Raw genomic sequence first — 17,138 nt, forward strand, 5'->3', positions numbered from 1 at the left:
CGGTTTATCGCGGGGGATTGCCTATTAAACCGCTGTTTTCGCACGGGCCGTTGCCGGGTTACCGGCTGTTCTTCTGCGTGTTGGCAGCAAGCGTTTTAATGTTTGTTGACCAGCGATTTACGCGCATGGAAGATGTTCGCGCTCAAATGACCATGATTGTGGCCCCTATTCAGTGGGTAGTTAGCGTGCCTAGCGATCTACTGAACTGGGGGGCGCTTGCGCTTTCTGATCAGCAAGCGTTGGTAGACGAAAATCGCCGCTTACGTGAGCAGATTCTAACGCTTTCTCACCGCGGTCAGCGTTTAGCCAGCTTAACCGCTGAAAATGCTGAGCTGCGTAGCCTGCTACAGGCCGCAGAGCGACATGAAATTCCCTACATGACCGCCGAGCTACTCTCCCTGGATAACGATCCTTTTAGCCACCAGATGGTGGTTGACCGCGGGCATCGCAATGGTGCCTATGTTGGCCAACCAGTCATTGACGCATTTGGTCTAGTGGGGCAGGTGACGGCCGTGTCGGCATACTCTAGTCGTGTCCTTTTACTCGCAGATGCAAGTCATGCGCTTCCTGTTCAGGTGAATCGGAATGGGCTGCGTTTTATTGTGCAGGGTACTGGACGCTATGGCAGCGTTAGCGTACTGCATGTGCCGGATACCGCGGATATTCGCGAGGGTGATTTGCTGACTACCTCTGGGCTGGCCGAGCGCTTTCCGCCCGGCTATCCAGTAGCGAGAGTAACCGAGGTGTATCATGACCCGGGCCAGCCGTTTGCCCAGGTAACCGCTGAACCCTCCGCCCAGCTGCAGCGTTCGCGGCATTTTCTGTTGCTGTTTCCCCCTCCGCCCGAGGAGTTAGGCGATGCGGATTGGGATGAGGACATGGATATATCAGCCAGTGCGATCCACGCGGCGCAGCGCCTTGGGCTACCCAATCAACCAGTGACTCAGGAGGTGCCCTAATGGCACGAGCACCCGCGGTGCCACTGGTAGTGGTGTGGTTGAGCTTTTTACTGGCGCTGTGTTTGCAAGTAATGCCTCTGGCTGATGGTTGGCAGGTATATCGACCCGAGTGGATTGGCCTCATGTTGGTCTACTGGTGTATGCGGGCGCCTAGTCGGGTAGGGGTGTTTCACGGTTTTGTGATTGGTATTTTGATGGATTTAATTGAGGGAACATCGCTCGGCCAACATGCGGTCATACTTTCGCTGTTGGCATTTTTATGTGCGTTGGTTTACCCGCGCTTTCGTACCTATTCCTTAGTTCAACAAGCGGTATTAGTGCTGGTTTTATTGGGCATTGTGCAGTTGATTGAGCAGTGGTTGCGCACGCTAACGGGTGATTTTTCGATCCACTTATCCTTCTTAATACCCTCTATAATTAGCGCGTTGCTATGGCCATGGCTTGCGACCATGCTGCGCGCATTGGAGCGCCGCTTAGCAGGTGCCTGATACAGGCGTTGAGTAATGATGAGTATCTGGTGTTTACAGGCCTATATGCCGGTGCGAACTAACCGCATACAGAGAGGCTCTGATGAGTAAGCCGCAGCGATTAGACGCTACCACAGCGCCGCGTAAAGAGCCTGCGCCGGTGCTATGCCTGGCCTCTGCGTCACCAAGGCGCAAAGCGCTGCTGGCCTCTATCGGTGTTCCCGTGAGTGTGTTGCCCAGTGATGTAGATGAAACGCCTTTAGTTGGCGAGATGCCTAGCGCTTATGTTGAGAGACTGGCGATTGCCAAAGCACAAGCGGCAGTGCCGCAAACCAAGTTGCCGGTGTTAGGGTCGGATACGGCGGTTGTGATTGATGGCACCATAATGGGCAAGCCTCGCGACGAACAAGACGCCGCCGCAATGCTCTCAGCGCTTTCTGGGCGAACCCATCAGGTGCTAACGGCGGTCGCGGTGGTGGGCCCCCAGGGTGTACTCTCTTGCTGTGTCACCACGCAAGTGAAGATGCGTGTAATTGATCAGGATGAAATAGCTTGCTACTGGCAAACCGGCGAGCCAGTGGATAAGGCCGGTGGCTATGCGATTCAAGGCCTAGCAGCGGTGTTTGTTGAGCAAATTCACGGTAGTCACTCCGCCGTCGTGGGGCTGCCGCTATTCGAAACAACGCGCTTGTTGTGCCAGCAAGGGGTGCCTATATGGGCGGGGCGTTATCGAAGTACGTGACCGCTGTTTCACCGCCTGCTGTGCTGGCAAGGATTATGACCCAATAAGGAATTTTGCATGAGCGGTGAAGTCCTCATAAATTTAACGCCAATGGAGACCCGCGTTGCGCTGGTAGAAAATGGCGTGCTACAAGAGGCGCTAATTGAGCGCTCACGTCGGCGCGGCATCGTAGGTAATATCTACAAAGGTAAAGTAGTGCGGGTACTGCCTGGTATGCAGGCTGCCTTTGTTGATATTGGCTTAGAGCGTGCAGCATTCATTCATGCCCATGAAGTGATGCCGCCGGGCACGCCCAGTGATGAGCAGCAAACGATTGGTCAGTTACTCCATGAGGGGCAGGCGCTGGTGGTGCAGGTCACCAAAGACCCGATTGGCAGCAAAGGTGCGCGACTGACAACGCACCTTTCAATTCCTTCACGCTACCTTGTTTACATGCCTGACTCGCCACACCATGGCGTCTCCCAGCGTATAGAGGATGATCGCGAGCGGGAGCGGCTTAAAGCCCTGCTGGATAAGGGTATAGAAGAGCAAACCATCGATGTGACCGGGGGGTTTATCGTCCGCACAGCGGCTGAAGGCGTGGGCGAAGAAGAGCTGGCAGGGGATATGTATTTTCTGCTGCGCATCTGGCGCAAAGTAAGTGAGCGAAAAATCACGGCTGTTCCGCCTAGCGTCATCTACGACGACCTACCGCTTTTTATGCGCACGTTACGCGATGTGATGCGTGATGATATTGAAAAAGTGCGTATCGACTCCCGGGAAAACTTTGTCAAACTCGTGGAGTTCGCCGAAGAGTTTATGCCTGAGGCGGTGGATCGTATTGAGTACTATCCCGGCGAGCGCCCTATTTTTGACCTTTACAGCGTTGAGGATGAAATTCAAAAAGCGTTAGGGCGTAAAGTGCAGTTAAAGTCGGGCGGCTACTTAGTGATTGACCCCACTGAAGCCATGACCACCATTGATGTTAATACCGGGGGCTATGTCGGTCACCGTAATCTCGAAGAAACCATTTTTAAAACCAATCTTGAAGCGGCGACGGCGATAGCGCGTCAGCTGCGGTTGCGCAACTTGGGCGGTATTATCATTATCGACTTTATCGATATGATAGATGTTGAGCATCAACGTCAGGTGTTGCGCGTACTGGAAAAAGCCCTAGAGCGGGATCACGCTAAAACCAAGTGTACCGGGGTAACCGAGCTTGGCTTAGTTCAGTTGACCCGCAAGCGTACGCGCGAAAGCTTGGAGCAGACATTGTGTGAAGCGTGTCCTACGTGTAGCGGACGCGGTACATTGAAAACTCCTGAAACTGTTTGCTATGAAATTTTTCGTGAAATACTGCGCGAAGAGCGAGCTTACAGCGCTGAGACGTATATGGTACTCGCATCCCAGCCAGTGGTAGACCGCTTGTTGGATGAAGAGTCCGCAGCAGTGGCTGACCTGGAGAGCTTTATCAACAAAACGATCCGTTTTCAGGTTGAGCAGCACTACTCCCAAGAACAGTACGATATTGTGCTGATGTAATGATAGCGCTACGTTCGTGGGTACGGTGGCTCCTGGTTGCATTTGCGTGGCTGCTTGGCATGCTGGCCATACTGCTTTTGGTAGTAAGGCTGCTGATTAGCCAAGTAGGGGCGCTAACGCCCAACATTGAAGCGCTCCTTGAAGCGCGTATCGGCGTACCGGTGACTATTGAGCACCTTTCTCTATCCCTTGAGCGCAACGATTTATTTCTGCGCTTAGAGGGCTTAGAAGCAGCAACGCCGCAAGGGCAACGGCTGCTATCCCTTGAGCAGGCCCACCTGCGGCTTGATAGCTGGGCCTCGCTCCTAAGTGTTGCCCCCATTTTTAACGATGCCCGTATTACTGGGGCTGAGTTTCATCTTTACCAGCAGCAAGACGCTGCTTGGGGCTGGCCAAACCCTGCCGAGCTACCCGAGTTTATAGCGCCAGAGCCTACGCTGGATTTAGCCAAAATTGATAAGTGGACAGGCATTATCCTGCGCCAGCGCTTGTGGGTGGATAACACACGCGTTGTGCTGCATGGAGAAGAAGATGAGGTGGCCATGCATGCGCCTACCTTATTGCTCAACGGTGATGAGCGGCGCACACGGCTAGAGGGGGTCGTGAATATTCTAGAAACCCCCGACCTAAGTGATGAAGAGGCCCTTCCTGCGCTGAATATGCAGGTGGAAATGCAGCCAGGGCAGCGAGGATTTAGCGACTTCTCTGCGGCGCTTCAGCTCGATATGCAGCTTGATCACTTGCTGTCATTAGCGGCGGTATTTCGGCCGGACTATATGCCCCACCTAGAACAGGCAGGGGGCGAAGTTAAGCTATGGGGACGGTGGCATAGCGGTCGGCTCGATGAAGCGCGCCTGGCGGTGGGTATCCCCGAGCTTACTCTGCGCCATGAAATTCAATACGCGGTATTACAAGATATTGAGGCAACGGGCCTTTGGCAGCGTGATGGTGAGGGTGGCAAAGCGTGGCTAAGTGCCGACGCTGACAGTGTTGAGTGGGCGCGCCCCTCTGGCATTAGTGATGGCCCAGCGCTACCGAACCACTGGTATTTGTCGCACCAAGCTGATTTTTGGGAGCTTCGCACAAGTGCTTTTGAACTCTCTTCACTGACCGCCTGGCGCGACTATTTGCTGTTGCCCGAATCAGTAACCCGGGTGCTTCAAACCCTTTCCCCCAGTGGCCAAGTTCAAGGGCTAAGTGTTGGCCAGCATGAGGGGCACTGGGGGGTTGATGCGGCGCTGACCAATGTTGCCGTTTTGCCCTGGCAGCAGGCGCCCGGCGGCGGCCCACTGGATGCCTGGGTACAAGCGCGGGATTTTCGTGGCCGAGTGACCTTCAGTAGCGCGGGAGATAGTTCGCTACATTTTCCTGGGTTATTTATTGCCCCCATGCAGCTTAGTCATGCCCAAGGCGTGGTGGAGTGGGTCTATGATGGCCCCAATACAATGATTAGTGGTCGTGATTTAGCCGTGGAGTGGGATGGTGCAGAGGTTAGCGGCGGCTTTGGGTTAATTAGGGATAAAGAGAGTGGTCAATTTGGTTTAGATATCGATTTTGCCAACGTCGATGCTGTGGAATACCCCTTGTCTCACTGGCTGCCCATCTACGCGTTTGAACCCGGAATGCGTGAATGGCTGCTCAACGATATCGGTGGCTATGTGCCCAGCGGGTCTCTCCAACTTAGCCTGCCCTTAGCTACCGACCAAACAGCCGATGAGCTCTCTGCGACGCTGGCTCTGTCGGTAACACAGGGGCATATGCCTATCGCGCCCGACTGGCCACGGCTAGAGCACGTGGAGGGGCGGTTGACCTGGAAAGAGCAGGTGCTTGAGGCCCACATTGAGTATGCCGAGAGCCACGGTGTGCAGGCGTCTGAAGGTGAGTTGATAATGGCCGATGAGCAGCTAAGGCTCTCAGGGCAATTAAAGAGCGATGGCCAATCGCTACTTCAGTTTCTCAAGGCTATTCCTAATGTCGATATGTCGCTGCTTGACGATGTGCGTGCTGAAGGCCACGTGGAGGGAGATATTGCCCTTTCGGTACCGCTTAATGCGCCTGACACCTTGCAGGTGGAAGTCAATGCCCGCCCGCAGTTTTCAAGCATCGCCTATCAGCCCCTAGAGTTACCCTTAACCAATGTTGAGGGAGCGCTGACCTGGCAGCAGCATGACGAAAAGTATGTTTTGTCAGGTAATGCCAGTGGTCGGCTGCTAGGTGGCCGAATTGTGGCGGATGTTAATAGCCAGCAAGACCGAATCGACTTACGTGGCGATGTTAATACCGCTGCGCTGTTCCGCTTGGCAGACATACCTGCTGAGCAGGCTCGCCAAGTATTTGAGGGCAGTGCTGAGTGGCGTGGTCAGGTCCGCCTTGAGCCGACGCCTAAGGTAACTCTCGAAAGCCGTTGGCTGGGCGTGGTGAGTCACTTACCTGAACCCTTCGCTAAAACCGCTGAGCAGCCCTGGCCCTGGCTCTTTACGGCCGATATAGAGAGCGGGCGACTGGAAACCCAGCTAGCCGAGCTTATTCATGCGCGTGGGCAGCCGTTAGCAAATGGCGAACTAGCCGGCGAGTTGGCGCTGGGGACTGCGTCGTTGCCGGAAGGCTGGCTGCGCCAGGCAGGTTTTAACGTCGTCGCCGAACTACCTGAAATAGACCCAATGGCATGGCATGCAGCGGTTGCGCCGTTGATGCAAAGCCAGTCGTCGGTAGATATTGATTACGAAGAGAGCGAAGCACCTATCTCGCTAAGGGTAAGTACCCCGTGTTTACGCTACCGCAGCGAATGCTTTGGTGAAATTAACATGTCGGGCGATATCCATGGGCAGCAGATGGGAATGCTGCTTAACGGTGACTTAATCTCGGGTCGGGTTGAGTATCGCCCCAAGACCGCGCGGCCTCTGGATATAATGATTACTTCGCTGGAGGCCGAGCGATTGCTCGACATGCCCTCTAAAGAACATAGTAGCAGTGAAGCTTCACCCGCCTCATGGGTAGAGGCAGTGGAAACACGGTACTCAACGTCGGCACCCATTCCTTCATGGCTGGCCGAGCTGCCCAGTGGTCGGTTACGACTTGCAGAAATCAGCTTGGGTGGGGGGCGGTTTGGTCCGCTAACGGCCTATTGGCAAACCGATGATCGACGCTTTTCGCTGTCACCCGTTGGGTTGACCCTTGGCCAGCTTTCGGCTCGGGGCGAACTATTTTGGGAAGGCAGTGCGGTGAACAGTCAAACTCGGGCCGATATTTCAATCCTCGGAGGGGATGTGGGTACTGCTCTAGAGCGGCTTGGCCAGCCGGTGGCGATGCGTAGCCGTTCAACGGACATCAACGCTGAGCTAGCATGGCCTGGCGCACCCTGGCAGCTTGACTTGAGCCGAGCGGGCGGCGAGATTGATATCGATATCCGCGATGGCCGTTTTGTGACATTGGAGTCCGCGCCCGCAAGGTTGGTTGGGCTGCTTAATTTTGACAACATATTGCGCCGATTACGTCTGGATTTTTCTGATGTTACGGGTCAAGGCACCGCTTTTGATAGGGTATATGGCACAGCGGATGTGGCTGGTGGGAAATTAATGATGCGCGGGCCGTTGCATATTGAAGCCCCGGCAGCCTCAATGACGCTTACCGGCAACATCAACCTAGCGCAGCGTGAACTCGATCAGCGTTTAGGCGTCACACTGCCAGTTAGCCAAAGTTTACCCATCGCGGCCATTGCCGTGGGCGCCCCCATTGTGGGGGGCGCCTTATTCCTCGCCGACCAGCTGTTTGGCGATGCGTTTGATCGAGCGACGACTATTCACTATCGCGTGCGAGGTCCTTGGACATCGCCGCAGGTTACCTTAGAAGGCCCTCAATGACCGCACTTAAAAGCGATTTAGATACCGCTGTTTCCATTCTGTTAACGCCGAGTGGTCTTGACCTAGATGCGTTGGACACAGGGCTTGGCTATGCCATGGGGGCAGGCATCGACTACGCCGATCTCTATTTTCAGCGCACCTGGCAAGAGGGATGGGTGTTGGAAGATGGCGAGGTAAAAGAAGCCAGCTACAACATTGATGGTGGGGTGGGTGTACGTTCGCTAGCAGGCGAAAAAACCGGCTTTGCTTACTCAAACCAGATTACCGCCGATGCGCTGGTGGACACTGGCCGCACCGCAGCGGGGATTGTACGTAGCGGCAAGCAGCTCTCCGGGCAGGCGGTAAGGCCTGTTTCTGTAGCACCCTTTTATGCGGGCATTGACCCGCTAGCAGGCCTCACAGCAGAAGATAAGGTTGCGCTACTGAAAGAGGCCGACCGCGTGGCGCGTGCGGCTGACCCTTGTATCAGTCAAGTAAGCGCTTCTCTGTCCGGTACCTACGAGGTCGTGCTGGTACGTGCCAGCGATGGCACTTTAGCAGCAGATATCCGCCCGCTAGTGCGTTTTAATGTCAGCGTTATTGCCTATAAAAATGGCCGTCGCGAACGCGGCAGTGCAGGGGGGGGTGGGCGTTACTCCATGGCAAGGCTGCGAGATGAGGGCGTTGCCGCGCGTTACGCCAAGGAGGCGGTGCGCCAAGCCCTGGTAAATTTAGATGCAGTGGACGCGCCTGCAGGGCAAATGCCAGTAGTACTCGGCGCCGGGTGGCCAGGCATCCTGCTACACGAAGCGGTCGGCCATGGCTTGGAGGGAGATTTTAACCGTAAAGGTAGCTCGGCATTCGCTGGGCGAATGGGTCAGCGTGTTGCTGCCAAAGGCGTGACTATTGTCGACGATGCTACGTTATTAGATGGGCGTGGGTCGCTCAGCGTTGATGATGAAGGCACGCCTGGGCAAAATACGCCACTCATCGAAAACGGTATTTTAACGGGTTATATGCAGGACAAGCTTAACGCCCGGTTAATGAACATGGCGCCGACCGGCAATGCTCGACGCGAGTCATTCGCCCACCTGCCGATGCCGCGGATGACCAATACCGTCATGTTAGCTGGCCAGGATGAGCCGAGCGATATTATTAAGAGCGTCAAGCGCGGTATCTATGCGGTGAGTTTTGGTGGCGGGCAGGTGGATATTACGTCGGGCAAGTTTGTGTTCTCGGCTAGCGAAGCCTATCTCATCGAAGATGGCAAAATCACTGCGCCTGTAAAAGGCGCTACCCTCATCGGTAATGGGCCAGAAGCCATGGGAAGAGTCTCTATGATTGGCCACGATGCGGAAATGGACACAGGTATTGGGGTGTGTGGCAAAGAGGGGCAAGGTGTGCCGGTCGGCGTTGGTCAGCCCACCTTGAAGCTAGATGAGCTGACCGTTGGTGGCACCCAGTCGTCTTAACCCAAACTTAGAGGGCCAACGTCTCGCGTAGGTGCTTGAAAAGCTTACGCGAGCTGGTAGGTGGCTTGCTTTGTTCGCGCTCTTTTCGTGCATTGCGCACTAGCTGGCGCAGCGTCTGGCGGTCGCCGTCAGGGTACTCGGCAAGAAATAAGTCAACACCGTCATCGCCTTCGTCGATTAAACGGTCACGCCATTTCTCAAGGCGATGAAAGGCATGGTCACGCTGCTCTTTCTCTTGTTCAATGCCGTCAAATACCCCTTGAATAGCGACGAGGTCCTCTTTGCGAATAAGTTTTCCCACGTACTGCATGTGGCGCCGACGCCCTTCATGGGAGCGGATGCGGGAGGTTTCCTCAATGGCTCGCAGCATGTCATCAGAGAGCGGAAAGCGCGCCAGTTCTGCGGGCTTCATGGCAATAAGTGTTTCGCCAAGTGCCTGTAACGCATGCATTTCTCGTTTTAGCTGAGATTTGCTCGGGCGTTCTTCCTGTTCATCACTATCGAAGGGTTCGGGGCGTTTCTTAGGCATACTAGAACTCACTGATCAGATTCGTTTGCAGCATTATATCAGCTGCGACAACAACATTGATTCGCCAATGCGATTCTGGCGAAAAGGAGGCCACAACATGGCACAGGCATTTGACGCAACCTCACAGCAGGCGCTGTTAACTACACATGCAGAAGAAGCGTTGGCGCTGGCAAAGCAGCTCGGTGCAGATGCAGCCGAAGTAGGTGCAAGCGTCGACCAAGGCGTGGGCATCAGCGTGCGCTTGGGCGAGGTGGAAACGGTAGAGCTTTCACGCGACCAAGGAATCGCCGTGACGCTGTATGTGGGGCAGCGTAAAGGCAGCGCGTCGTCTTCCGATGCAAGCAGTGCCTCTATTAAAGCGACGGTGGAAAAGGCCTTGGCGATTGCCCGCTACACAGGGGAAGACCCCGCTGCAGGGTTGGCTGATGCTGCTCTGATGGCATCGCATTTGCCCGATTTAAAAGTGCATTACCCTTGGCCGCTAACCACCGATGAGGCTATTGAAATAGCCTTGGCCTGCGAGCAGGCTGGCCGCAGCGTGGCGGGGATTCATCAGTCGGAGGGGGCATCGCTTTCTAGTGGTGAAGGCGTGCGTGTCTATGCCAATAGCCACGGTTTTTTGGGAACGCAAAAGGGTAGCAGTCACTCGCTTTCCTGCATGTTAATTGCCCAGGATGAAAATGGCATGCAGCGGGACTATGACTACACCTCGGCGCGAAATCCGAGCAAGCTTCGTGATCCTGAAAGCGTGGGACAAGAGGCGGCTGCTCGGACACTTAGGCGCTTAGGCGCGAAGCGCCCACCGACAGGCACCTTCCCCGTACTTTTTGATCCTACGCTTGCCAGTGGGCTAATTGGCCACCTGATGGGTGCGTTAGCGGGCGGCGCGCTCTATCGTCAGGCATCTTTTTTATGCGACCGATTAGGGGCGCCACTTTTTCCCAACTGGTTTAGCCTAGAAGAGCGGCCGATGGAAGTGGGGGCAACCGCAAGCTCTCCCTTCGATGGCGAAGGCGTGCAAACGCGCAATAACCGCTTTATTGACCAGGGAAATATCGCAAGCTATATGCTTTCATCCTACAGCGCTCGCCGTTTAGGGATGCAAACCACGGCTAATGCTGGCGGTGCGCGTAATATTCGATTGGTAAACCCTGCCACGAGCCGGGACGCGCTGCTGAAAGAGATGGGTCGGGGGATTTGGGTAACCGAGCTAATGGGGCAGGGCGTTAATGGCGTTACCGGTGACTATTCAAGAGGGGCAGCGGGTTTTTGGGTTGAAAATGGGAAAGTGCAGTACCCTATAGAAGAGTTCACCATCGCTGGGAATCTCAACACCATGTTTGCGGGCTTGGTCGGTGTTGCTGATGACATAGACACCCGTGGCAGTATTCACACCGGCAGTTGGTTAATTGATGCCATGACGGTCGCAGGCAGCTAGCAACTCATGTTTGGGGATGGCGGTTAGCTGATTAGTTCCATCATTGATCCTCATCAAATCTCGCGTCGAACAGGCTTTGGATAGCCTCCAACGCCTGTTCAGCGTCATCGCCCTCTGCGATAACCTTTAACTCGGTGCCACAAGGTGCTGCTAGCATCAGTAGCGACATAATATTAGCCGCGTCGGCCTTTTGCTGTTGCTTGTAAACGAAAATGTTGGCTGAAAACTGTTGCCCGCATTTGACCAGTTTAGTCGCCGCTCGCGCGTGTAAGCCGCGCTGATTGGTAAGGGTTAAATTTCGTTCTGGCACCCTGGTTCCTTTTTGCCGAGTGGTGTCGTCTTGTTGGATACGTGCATCTAAGGTGTTAAAGCTACTCAGGTTCGACTGGTTCTGAAGGTGATGGTTGCGCCGGTTGTTCACCGAGAGTGTACTGAATTCCCAGTTCTCGATGCCTTAGCTGTACTTCCCCTATGTGTTTTACGAGCCGTTGCGCGAGTTCCTCCACCATGTAAACAGAGCGGTGCTGGCCGCCGGTACAACCGATTGCAATGGTCATATAGCTTCTCTGGCTGTTTTGGTAAGCCGGCAGCCACTTCTCTAACCAGCTGTAAATGTCGTTGCTCATCGCATCGACAATGGGGTAACTGCTGAGAAAAGCCACAATGTTAGCGTCTCTGCCAGTGTACTGACGTAGCGTCGGGTCCCAGTAGGGGTTAGGTAAGCAGCGCACATCAAACACAATATCGGCATCTAGGGGTACGCCCCGCTTGTAGCCAAATGACTCAAAGGTGAGGGTTAGCTGGTCGCTATGCTGATGGGCGACTTGATCAGTAATACGGCGACGTAAGTCGTGCACCGAAAGCCGTGAAGTGTCGATCATGAGATCAGCAAGGTCGCGTATCTCAAGCAGCGTTTCTTCTTCTTTGTTAATGGCTTCCTCAAGCGTCATGTCGCTATCGCGAGTTAGCGGATGTCGACGACGTGTAGCGGAGTAGCGCTCTAATAAAATTCTTGCATCGGTGGTCAGGTAAATTACCTGGAAACGAATCTGCCGCTGGTTGAGCTCTTCAAGTAGCGTTGGCAGGCGCTCAAGAGCTGCTGGCAGGTTACGGGCATCAATGCTTACCGCTAAATGGGTACGCCCACCCTGAACACGCAGCTCATCTACTAAAGAGCCAAGCAGCATCGCAGGTAAGTTGTCGATGGCGTAGTAGCCAAGATCTTCTAACGCTTGTAAGGCGATAGATTTACCGGACCCAGAACGGCCGCTAATGATCACCAATTGCATAGAGTTTCTCTTGGGCTGCCAAAAAAAATGAGGCTTAAAATGAAGAAAGGTAGCGGCTAGCGTCGAGGTAGACGCTTAGTGCGCCGATTTTTCACGAATTTTTGAGGTGATAAGCTCAAGAAGTTCACGCTGGCTAGTACTTTTCCGAAGCTGCAGGCGCATATCAGCCTCGTTCATGATGGTGGCAACTTGCCCAAGTAATGCTAAGTGCGTGTCGTCAGCTTCTTCCGGCACCAACAAGACAAACACCAGATCGACAGGGTCGCCATCAATGGCATCGAAATCGACTGGCTCGGCAAGCTTTAAAAAGCCGGCAATAGGGGCGATGCAGTGGGGGCTTCGAGCATGGGGAATGGCAACGCCATTACCTATACCAGTACTTCCCAGGCGTTCGCGACCAATTAAACGGCTAAAGACTTCCTGGCTATCCAGGCTAGGGGTGTTTTGGGCAATAAAAGTGCTGAAAAACTCCAGCACCCTTTTTTTGCTGCCCCCGGGCACGTCGTATAGCACGCGCTCCGGGGGGAGTATGGTTTCCAACGTCATTGAATTAACGCACACCAGCGCCTTGGGCGCGAGCTTGTGCTTTTTCCTTGTGTTTAACGAGTTGACGATCGATCTTATCCGCTAAAGCATCAATAGCGGCGTACATGTCATTATCTAATGCTTCGGCGTGAAGATCAGCCCCGGCTGCGTGCAGTGTGCAGGCAGCTTGCTGTCGCTCTTTCTCAACAGATAAGGTCACTTGTACTGTCGTAATGTTGTCGTAGTGGCGCTCAACGCGCGCTAGTTTTTCATTGACGTAGTCACGCAAGGCGTCAGTCAGATCTACATGATGACCAGTGATATTTACTTGCATTGACGTGCTCCTTATCCATGGGACTGTACTTCGATTGTAACCCTTTTTACGCTGTTGCAAAGCCCTATAGCGGTGTTTCCTTGTTCACTAGCGTAAACGGCGCCGTTCACTTGAAGAGGGAATGCCCATTGACTCTCGATATTTGGCGACTGTGCGCCTTGCAACACTAATTCCGCCTGCTTCCAAGAGCGTCACCAAACGGCTGTCGGAAAGCGGCTTGCCCGGTGGCTCATCTTGCACGAGTTTCTTAATCCGCGCGCGGATAGCGGTGCTGGAGTGGCTGTCGCCACCATCTTGGCCACTGACCTGGCTGGAAAAGAAATACTTGAGTTCAAATACTCCTCGGGGCGTATGAATATACTTTTGAGTGGTCACCCGGGAGATGGTGGATTCATGCATCTCCACGGCTTTGGCTATGTCCGCTAAAATTAACGGTTTCATCGACTCTTCACCATGCTCTAAAAAGCCAATCTGGCGCGCGATAATTTCTCGACCCACTCGCAGCAGCGTATCATTTCGGCTCGAAAGGCTTTTAATTAGCCAGCGGGCTTCTTGAAGGTGCTCTTTAAGGAACTGGTTATCTTGGCTTTTATCAGCACGCTTTATCAAACTTGCGTAGTCAGGCTGAATGCGTAGCCGGGGCAACGCTTCTGGATTAAGTTCCAGGTGCCAGCCTTCATTATCGTGCCGCACGACCAAGTCTGGGGTTATATAGCTATCATCGCTGTCGCCGTAGGCACTGCCGGGGCGCGGGTCAAGGCTGCGAATGAGGCGAATAACATCATCGAGTTGTTCATCATCCAGGCTCAAGCGTCGTTTAAGCAGCCGTATATCGTCTTTGCCGAGTGCCTCAAGAAATTGACGCACCAGCCGTTTGGCAGGTACTAAAAGCGGCGTCTCCTCGGGGAGCGTGGCTAGCTGAAGCATTAGGCACTCGCGTAAGTCCCGCGCGAAGACCCCGGTGGGCTCAAACTGCTGTAAGCGCAACAGGGTGTTCTCTACTTCACGCTGGCTTAGGCCGTCCAGGCCCTGAGCTTTTAAGCCTTCGCGGATGTCGTTAAGCGGCTGAGTGATGTAGCCATTGGCATCGAGGGCATCGATCAAGCTTTCGGCAATAGTGTGCTCACGTAGCGTGAAGTCGGTCATGGCAAGTTGCCAAAGTAAGTGACCGTGCAGGCTTTGTCCTGCTGCCTGGCGCTCAAAATCAGGCCCTTCGCTGCTACCGCCCGTGCTGCCCATATCTTGGTAGGTGTCGGACCAGTCACTATCCACAGAAAGCTCACTAGGGATACTTTCGGCCCATTCTGCTTCCGGCGTCTCGGTGACCGCCTGCTCGCCAAATTCATCCTCTTGTTCCAGCATTGGGTTAGCGTCGAGCGCTTGCTGAATTTCTTGCCGCAGGTCGAGTGTTGAGAGCTGGAGCAGCGCAATTGCCTGCTGCAGCTGAGGTGTCATGGTCAGCTGTGTGCCGATACGCAGTTGAAGAGAAGCTTTCATGACCATCTGAGAACCACTCGTTAATCAGAAAGCTCCACCCTAGTGCGAGTTATCCTCAGGTGCAAGTGCAATAAGCATGCCATTAAAAGTAATTAGTCGGTAGGCGCCTGTTTATAGGCGGAAATCAGCCCCGAGATAGACGTCGCGCACCTTCTGGTTATCGAGGATAGACTGTGGGTCGCCGCTAGCAATGATTTGGCCATCGCCAACGATATAGGCGATATCGCAGATATCGAGCGTGTCTCGTACGTTATGGTCGGTGATGAGGACACCGATATGTCGCTGTTTGAGCGCGCGTATAATCGTTTTGATATCACCCACTGAAATAGGGTCTACGCCTGCGAACGGTTCATCTAGCAGAATAAACGCAGGCTCGGTTGCCAGTGAGCGGGCAATTTCAACGCGCCGACGCTCGCCACCGGATAGGCTCATGCCCAGGTTGTCGCGGATATGGGTAATGTGGAAGTCTTCAAGTAGCGATTCTAGACGCTGTTCACGGGCGCTACGGTCAAGCTCCTTTCGAGTTTCAAGTATTGCCATGATGTTGTCGGCGACCGAAAGCTTACGAAAAATAGAGGCTTCCTGGGGCAGGTAGCCAATGCCTGCAATAGCCCGTTCATGCATGGGTGCGCGGGTGAGGTCTAGATCATCAATACCGACGCTGCCTGCGTCAGACTTAACCAACCCAACGATCATATAAAACGAGGTGGTTTTACCCGCTCCGTTCGGGCCGAGTAGCCCCACAACGCTGCCTTGGGTAATCTCTAGGTTAATATCTTTCACCACCCGGCGACGCTTATAGCTTTTAGCCAGGTGATGAGCATAGAGCGTTTTTACCGGAGCAGTTTCGTTAGTTGCTGTGGTGCTGGGGGTTGTCACAAATAAACTCCCTATTGCGCGGGCTGTAGGGTCATGCGAATACGCTGTGATTCGCTTCCGTCGACTTCTGAGCGGGCCTGCACGACCTCTCGGTCAATGAAGTATTCCAAGCGCCCCCCCTGGAAACGATCACCTCGTTGCGTAAGCTCTGCCTGATCGATGAGTTCAACCCGGCGTTCGGCGACATGATAGATAATACGACGTGCCCAGCCTTCCATGGGTGTTGTTTCACCGTCTAGCTGGTTCCGTAGGTAAGCGCGCTCACCCGTGGCGATTGCGCGGGCAAGTTCGCCAGCATCATTGCGCTGAATTTCGACACGCTCCCCGCGAAGCTGCATCTCACCCTGGCGAATATTAACATTGCCGCTATAGACTGCCGTGCCAGCGCGCTGATCAAGATCTAAGCGGTCTGCTTCAACTTCAACCGGCGCTTGCGTTGTTTGGGCAGCCGCTGAGAGCGGCACCGCTAGGGCTAAAAGCGCGGTGCAGATTAAAACTTTCATAGCGACTCCTAAGGCGTCTGGGTGGCGGGCGGGTGGAGGCCGCGCACATTATCGGTTAAACGAACCTGGCTAGTGTCAAGCCACACATCCATGCGTGAAGCGCTGATCCGCTGTGGCGGTTGCTGCAGAAGCACCGGCACGTCGCTCCATGCATGGCGTGTCATGCCGTTATAGTGTAATAACTCCGTATCCAACTGCCAGCCTTCATCCGGTGCCAGTAGTCTGGCTGCGCCGGTTAATGTCAGCGCGTGTGTGTCCGTATTGAGCGTGCCTGCGTTGGCGGTAGCTAGCCACTCTCGCTGTTCACCATCAAATAGCGTTACTCGGGGCGAGGTGGCTTGCGTCATGGCCCGCTGGGGGGTATGAACTAAATAGGGCGTGACCAGCGACTGTTGAATAGCACCCGTTTCGCCAAACAAAGTGATTTCAGCGTTTTCTAGCACATAGCCAGGCTCATCGGCTTGAGCATCTGGGTCTGGAGCGATGTCTTGCGGGCCGCGGGGGTCTATCCATACCAGCAGGGTGCCCAGGGCAACCACAACCCCGGTTAGCCAGACGCGCTTTTTAACCCGCCGAGTCATTACGAATGCCTGTGTAGATAGGTGTCCATCACGGCATCCCAGTGGCCTTGGGACATGAGCAGCGTATCGCAGATCTCACGAACCGCGCCGTGGCCACCAAGGCGATCGGTGATCCAGTCCGCGTGGGTATGCATGTAGTCGGGTGCATTGGGAACGGTAATGCCTACTCCAGAGCGCTTGATAGGGGCCAAATCTGGTAAGTCGTCGCCGCAGTAGGCAACTTGCTCTAAAGTGATGTCAAGGCGCTTACAAAGGTCTTTGAGTGTGGCGAGCTTGTCTTCACAGCCTTGATGGACATGGGTAATGCCCAGAGACGCGGCGCGTTGACTGACCATGGTAGAGTCTCGGCCGGTAATCAGCGCCACATGAATACCAACGCGTTTTAATAGCTTTAGGCCGTGGCCGTCCTGGGTGTGAAACGCCTTAATCTCAATGCCATCCGCTTGGAAGTAGAGCCGGCCATCTGTCAATATGCCGTCGACATCAAGAGCGAGTAGACGTACACGACGAATGCGATCAAGTAGAGCATCAGGTAGGGCCATAGAGCCTCCTTGTAAGTGTTC

Annotated in this window: 17 protein-coding genes; 7 read left to right on the plus strand and 10 right to left on the minus strand. The window is 54.4% G+C overall.

All coding sequences use genetic code 11. The features are described from left to right. The first annotated feature begins 17 nt into the window (after window positions 1–17). The 6 genes from BB497_10425 (at window position 18) to tldD (ending at window position 9,000) form a co-directional block, all read left to right on the plus strand. Window positions 18–959, plus strand: coding sequence for a rod shape-determining protein MreC (locus BB497_10425; GenBank protein AVI63074.1), 942 nt, complete (start codon window positions 18–20; stop codon window positions 957–959). After that, on the plus strand, window positions 959–1,447 hold the full coding sequence (locus BB497_10430) for a rod shape-determining protein MreD (GenBank protein ID AVI63075.1): 489 nt from the start codon (window positions 959–961) through the stop codon (window positions 1,445–1,447). Before BB497_10425 ends, BB497_10430 begins: the two co-directional genes overlap by 1 nt. 82 nt (window positions 1,448–1,529) lie before the next feature. Beyond that, window positions 1,530–2,168, plus strand: a complete 639-nt coding sequence (locus tag BB497_10435) for a septum formation protein Maf (protein ID AVI63076.1) — start codon at window positions 1,530–1,532, stop codon at window positions 2,166–2,168. A gap of 57 nt (window positions 2,169–2,225) precedes the next feature. Next, window positions 2,226–3,689 carry a ribonuclease G gene (locus BB497_10440; GenBank protein ID AVI63077.1) on the plus strand — a complete coding sequence of 488 codons (1,464 nt, stop codon included), beginning with the start codon at window positions 2,226–2,228 and terminating at the stop codon, window positions 3,687–3,689. Then, window positions 3,689–7,549, plus strand: a complete 3,861-nt coding sequence (locus BB497_10445; protein ID AVI63078.1) for a hypothetical protein — start codon at window positions 3,689–3,691, stop codon at window positions 7,547–7,549. Before BB497_10440 ends, BB497_10445 begins: the two co-directional genes overlap by 1 nt. Then, window positions 7,546–9,000, plus strand: coding sequence for a metalloprotease TldD (gene tldD, locus BB497_10450; protein ID AVI63079.1), 1,455 nt, complete (start codon window positions 7,546–7,548; stop codon window positions 8,998–9,000). Before BB497_10445 ends, tldD begins: the two co-directional genes overlap by 4 nt. 7 nt (window positions 9,001–9,007) lie before the next feature. Here the strand turns inward: tldD and BB497_10455 are convergent, their stop codons facing one another. Beyond that, window positions 9,008–9,529: a hypothetical protein gene (locus BB497_10455; GenBank protein AVI63080.1), complete on the minus strand. Its 522-nt coding sequence runs from the start codon at window positions 9,527–9,529 to the stop codon at window positions 9,008–9,010. A gap of 97 nt (window positions 9,530–9,626) precedes the next feature. Between BB497_10455 and pmbA the strand changes: the two genes are divergently transcribed. Next, window positions 9,627–10,967 carry a metalloprotease PmbA gene (gene pmbA, locus BB497_10460; protein AVI63081.1) on the plus strand — a complete coding sequence of 447 codons (1,341 nt, stop codon included), beginning with the start codon at window positions 9,627–9,629 and terminating at the stop codon, window positions 10,965–10,967. A 40-nt stretch (window positions 10,968–11,007) separates the two neighbouring features. On the opposite strand, the gene BB497_10465 is transcribed toward pmbA, so the two are convergent. The 9 genes from BB497_10465 to BB497_10505 all read right to left on the minus strand — a co-directional run bounded on the left by BB497_10465 (window position 11,008) and on the right by BB497_10505 (window position 17,117). After that, window positions 11,008–11,277 (minus strand): phosphate ABC transporter permease, encoded by a 270-nt coding sequence (locus BB497_10465; GenBank protein AVI63082.1) that lies wholly within the window; start codon window positions 11,275–11,277, stop codon window positions 11,008–11,010. Window positions 11,278–11,338: 61 nt separating this feature from the next. Further along, window positions 11,339–12,256: an RNase adaptor protein RapZ gene (locus tag BB497_10470; GenBank protein ID AVI63083.1), complete on the minus strand. Its 918-nt coding sequence runs from the start codon at window positions 12,254–12,256 to the stop codon at window positions 11,339–11,341. Window positions 12,257–12,331: 75 nt separating this feature from the next. Continuing rightward, window positions 12,332–12,802, minus strand: coding sequence for a PTS IIA-like nitrogen-regulatory protein PtsN (locus BB497_10475; protein ID AVI63084.1), 471 nt, complete (start codon window positions 12,800–12,802; stop codon window positions 12,332–12,334). A gap of 4 nt (window positions 12,803–12,806) precedes the next feature. Then, complete coding sequence (locus BB497_10480; GenBank protein AVI63085.1) at window positions 12,807–13,115, minus strand: ribosomal subunit interface protein; 309 nt, start codon at window positions 13,113–13,115, stop codon at window positions 12,807–12,809. Window positions 13,116–13,202: 87 nt separating this feature from the next. Further along, on the minus strand, window positions 13,203–14,618 hold the full coding sequence (locus tag BB497_10485; GenBank protein ID AVI63086.1) for an RNA polymerase factor sigma-54: 1,416 nt from the start codon (window positions 14,616–14,618) through the stop codon (window positions 13,203–13,205). 105 nt (window positions 14,619–14,723) lie between these two features. Continuing rightward, a complete protein-coding gene (locus BB497_10490) occupies window positions 14,724–15,491 on the minus strand; it encodes an LPS export ABC transporter ATP-binding protein (protein ID AVI63087.1) in 768 nt (255 codons plus the stop codon). Window positions 15,492–15,502: 11 nt separating this feature from the next. Then, on the minus strand, window positions 15,503–15,994 hold the full coding sequence (locus tag BB497_10495) for a lipopolysaccharide transport periplasmic protein LptA (protein AVI63088.1): 492 nt from the start codon (window positions 15,992–15,994) through the stop codon (window positions 15,503–15,505). 8 nt (window positions 15,995–16,002) lie between these two features. Continuing rightward, complete coding sequence (locus BB497_10500) at window positions 16,003–16,575, minus strand: LPS export ABC transporter periplasmic protein LptC (GenBank protein AVI63089.1); 573 nt, start codon at window positions 16,573–16,575, stop codon at window positions 16,003–16,005. Next, a complete protein-coding gene (locus BB497_10505; GenBank protein AVI63090.1) occupies window positions 16,575–17,117 on the minus strand; it encodes an HAD family hydrolase in 543 nt (180 codons plus the stop codon). Before BB497_10505 ends, BB497_10500 begins: the two co-directional genes overlap by 1 nt. Between the last annotated feature and the right edge of the window lie 21 nt (window positions 17,118–17,138).

Source organism: Halomonas sp. GFAJ-1 (assembly GCA_002966495.1).
Classification (GTDB): domain Bacteria; phylum Pseudomonadota; class Gammaproteobacteria; order Pseudomonadales; family Halomonadaceae; genus Vreelandella.

Excerpts from the sequence above, each read along its gene's own strand:
- BB497_10430 (AVI63075.1), top strand. The coding sequence starts at position 959 with ATGGCACGAGCACCCGCGGTGCCACTGGTAGTGGTGTGGTTGAGCTTT.
- BB497_10435 (AVI63076.1), top strand. The coding sequence starts at position 1,530 with ATGAGTAAGCCGCAGCGATTAGACGCTACCACAGCGCCGCGTAAAGAG.
- BB497_10440 (AVI63077.1), top strand. The coding sequence starts at position 2,226 with ATGAGCGGTGAAGTCCTCATAAATTTAACGCCAATGGAGACCCGCGTT.
- BB497_10445 (AVI63078.1), top strand. The coding sequence starts at position 3,689 with ATGATAGCGCTACGTTCGTGGGTACGGTGGCTCCTGGTTGCATTTGCG.
- tldD (AVI63079.1), top strand. The coding sequence starts at position 7,546 with ATGACCGCACTTAAAAGCGATTTAGATACCGCTGTTTCCATTCTGTTA.
- BB497_10455 (AVI63080.1), bottom strand. The coding sequence starts at position 9,529 with ATGCCTAAGAAACGCCCCGAACCCTTCGATAGTGATGAACAGGAAGAA.
- pmbA (AVI63081.1), top strand. The coding sequence starts at position 9,627 with ATGGCACAGGCATTTGACGCAACCTCACAGCAGGCGCTGTTAACTACA.
- BB497_10470 (AVI63083.1), bottom strand. The coding sequence starts at position 12,256 with ATGCAATTGGTGATCATTAGCGGCCGTTCTGGGTCCGGTAAATCTATC.
- BB497_10475 (AVI63084.1), bottom strand. The coding sequence starts at position 12,802 with ATGACGTTGGAAACCATACTCCCCCCGGAGCGCGTGCTATACGACGTG.
- BB497_10480 (AVI63085.1), bottom strand. The coding sequence starts at position 13,115 with ATGCAAGTAAATATCACTGGTCATCATGTAGATCTGACTGACGCCTTG.
- BB497_10485 (AVI63086.1), bottom strand. The coding sequence starts at position 14,618 with ATGGTCATGAAAGCTTCTCTTCAACTGCGTATCGGCACACAGCTGACC.
- BB497_10495 (AVI63088.1), bottom strand. The coding sequence starts at position 15,994 with ATGAAAGTTTTAATCTGCACCGCGCTTTTAGCCCTAGCGGTGCCGCTC.
- BB497_10500 (AVI63089.1), bottom strand. The coding sequence starts at position 16,575 with ATGACTCGGCGGGTTAAAAAGCGCGTCTGGCTAACCGGGGTTGTGGTT.
- BB497_10505 (AVI63090.1), bottom strand. The coding sequence starts at position 17,117 with ATGGCCCTACCTGATGCTCTACTTGATCGCATTCGTCGTGTACGTCTA.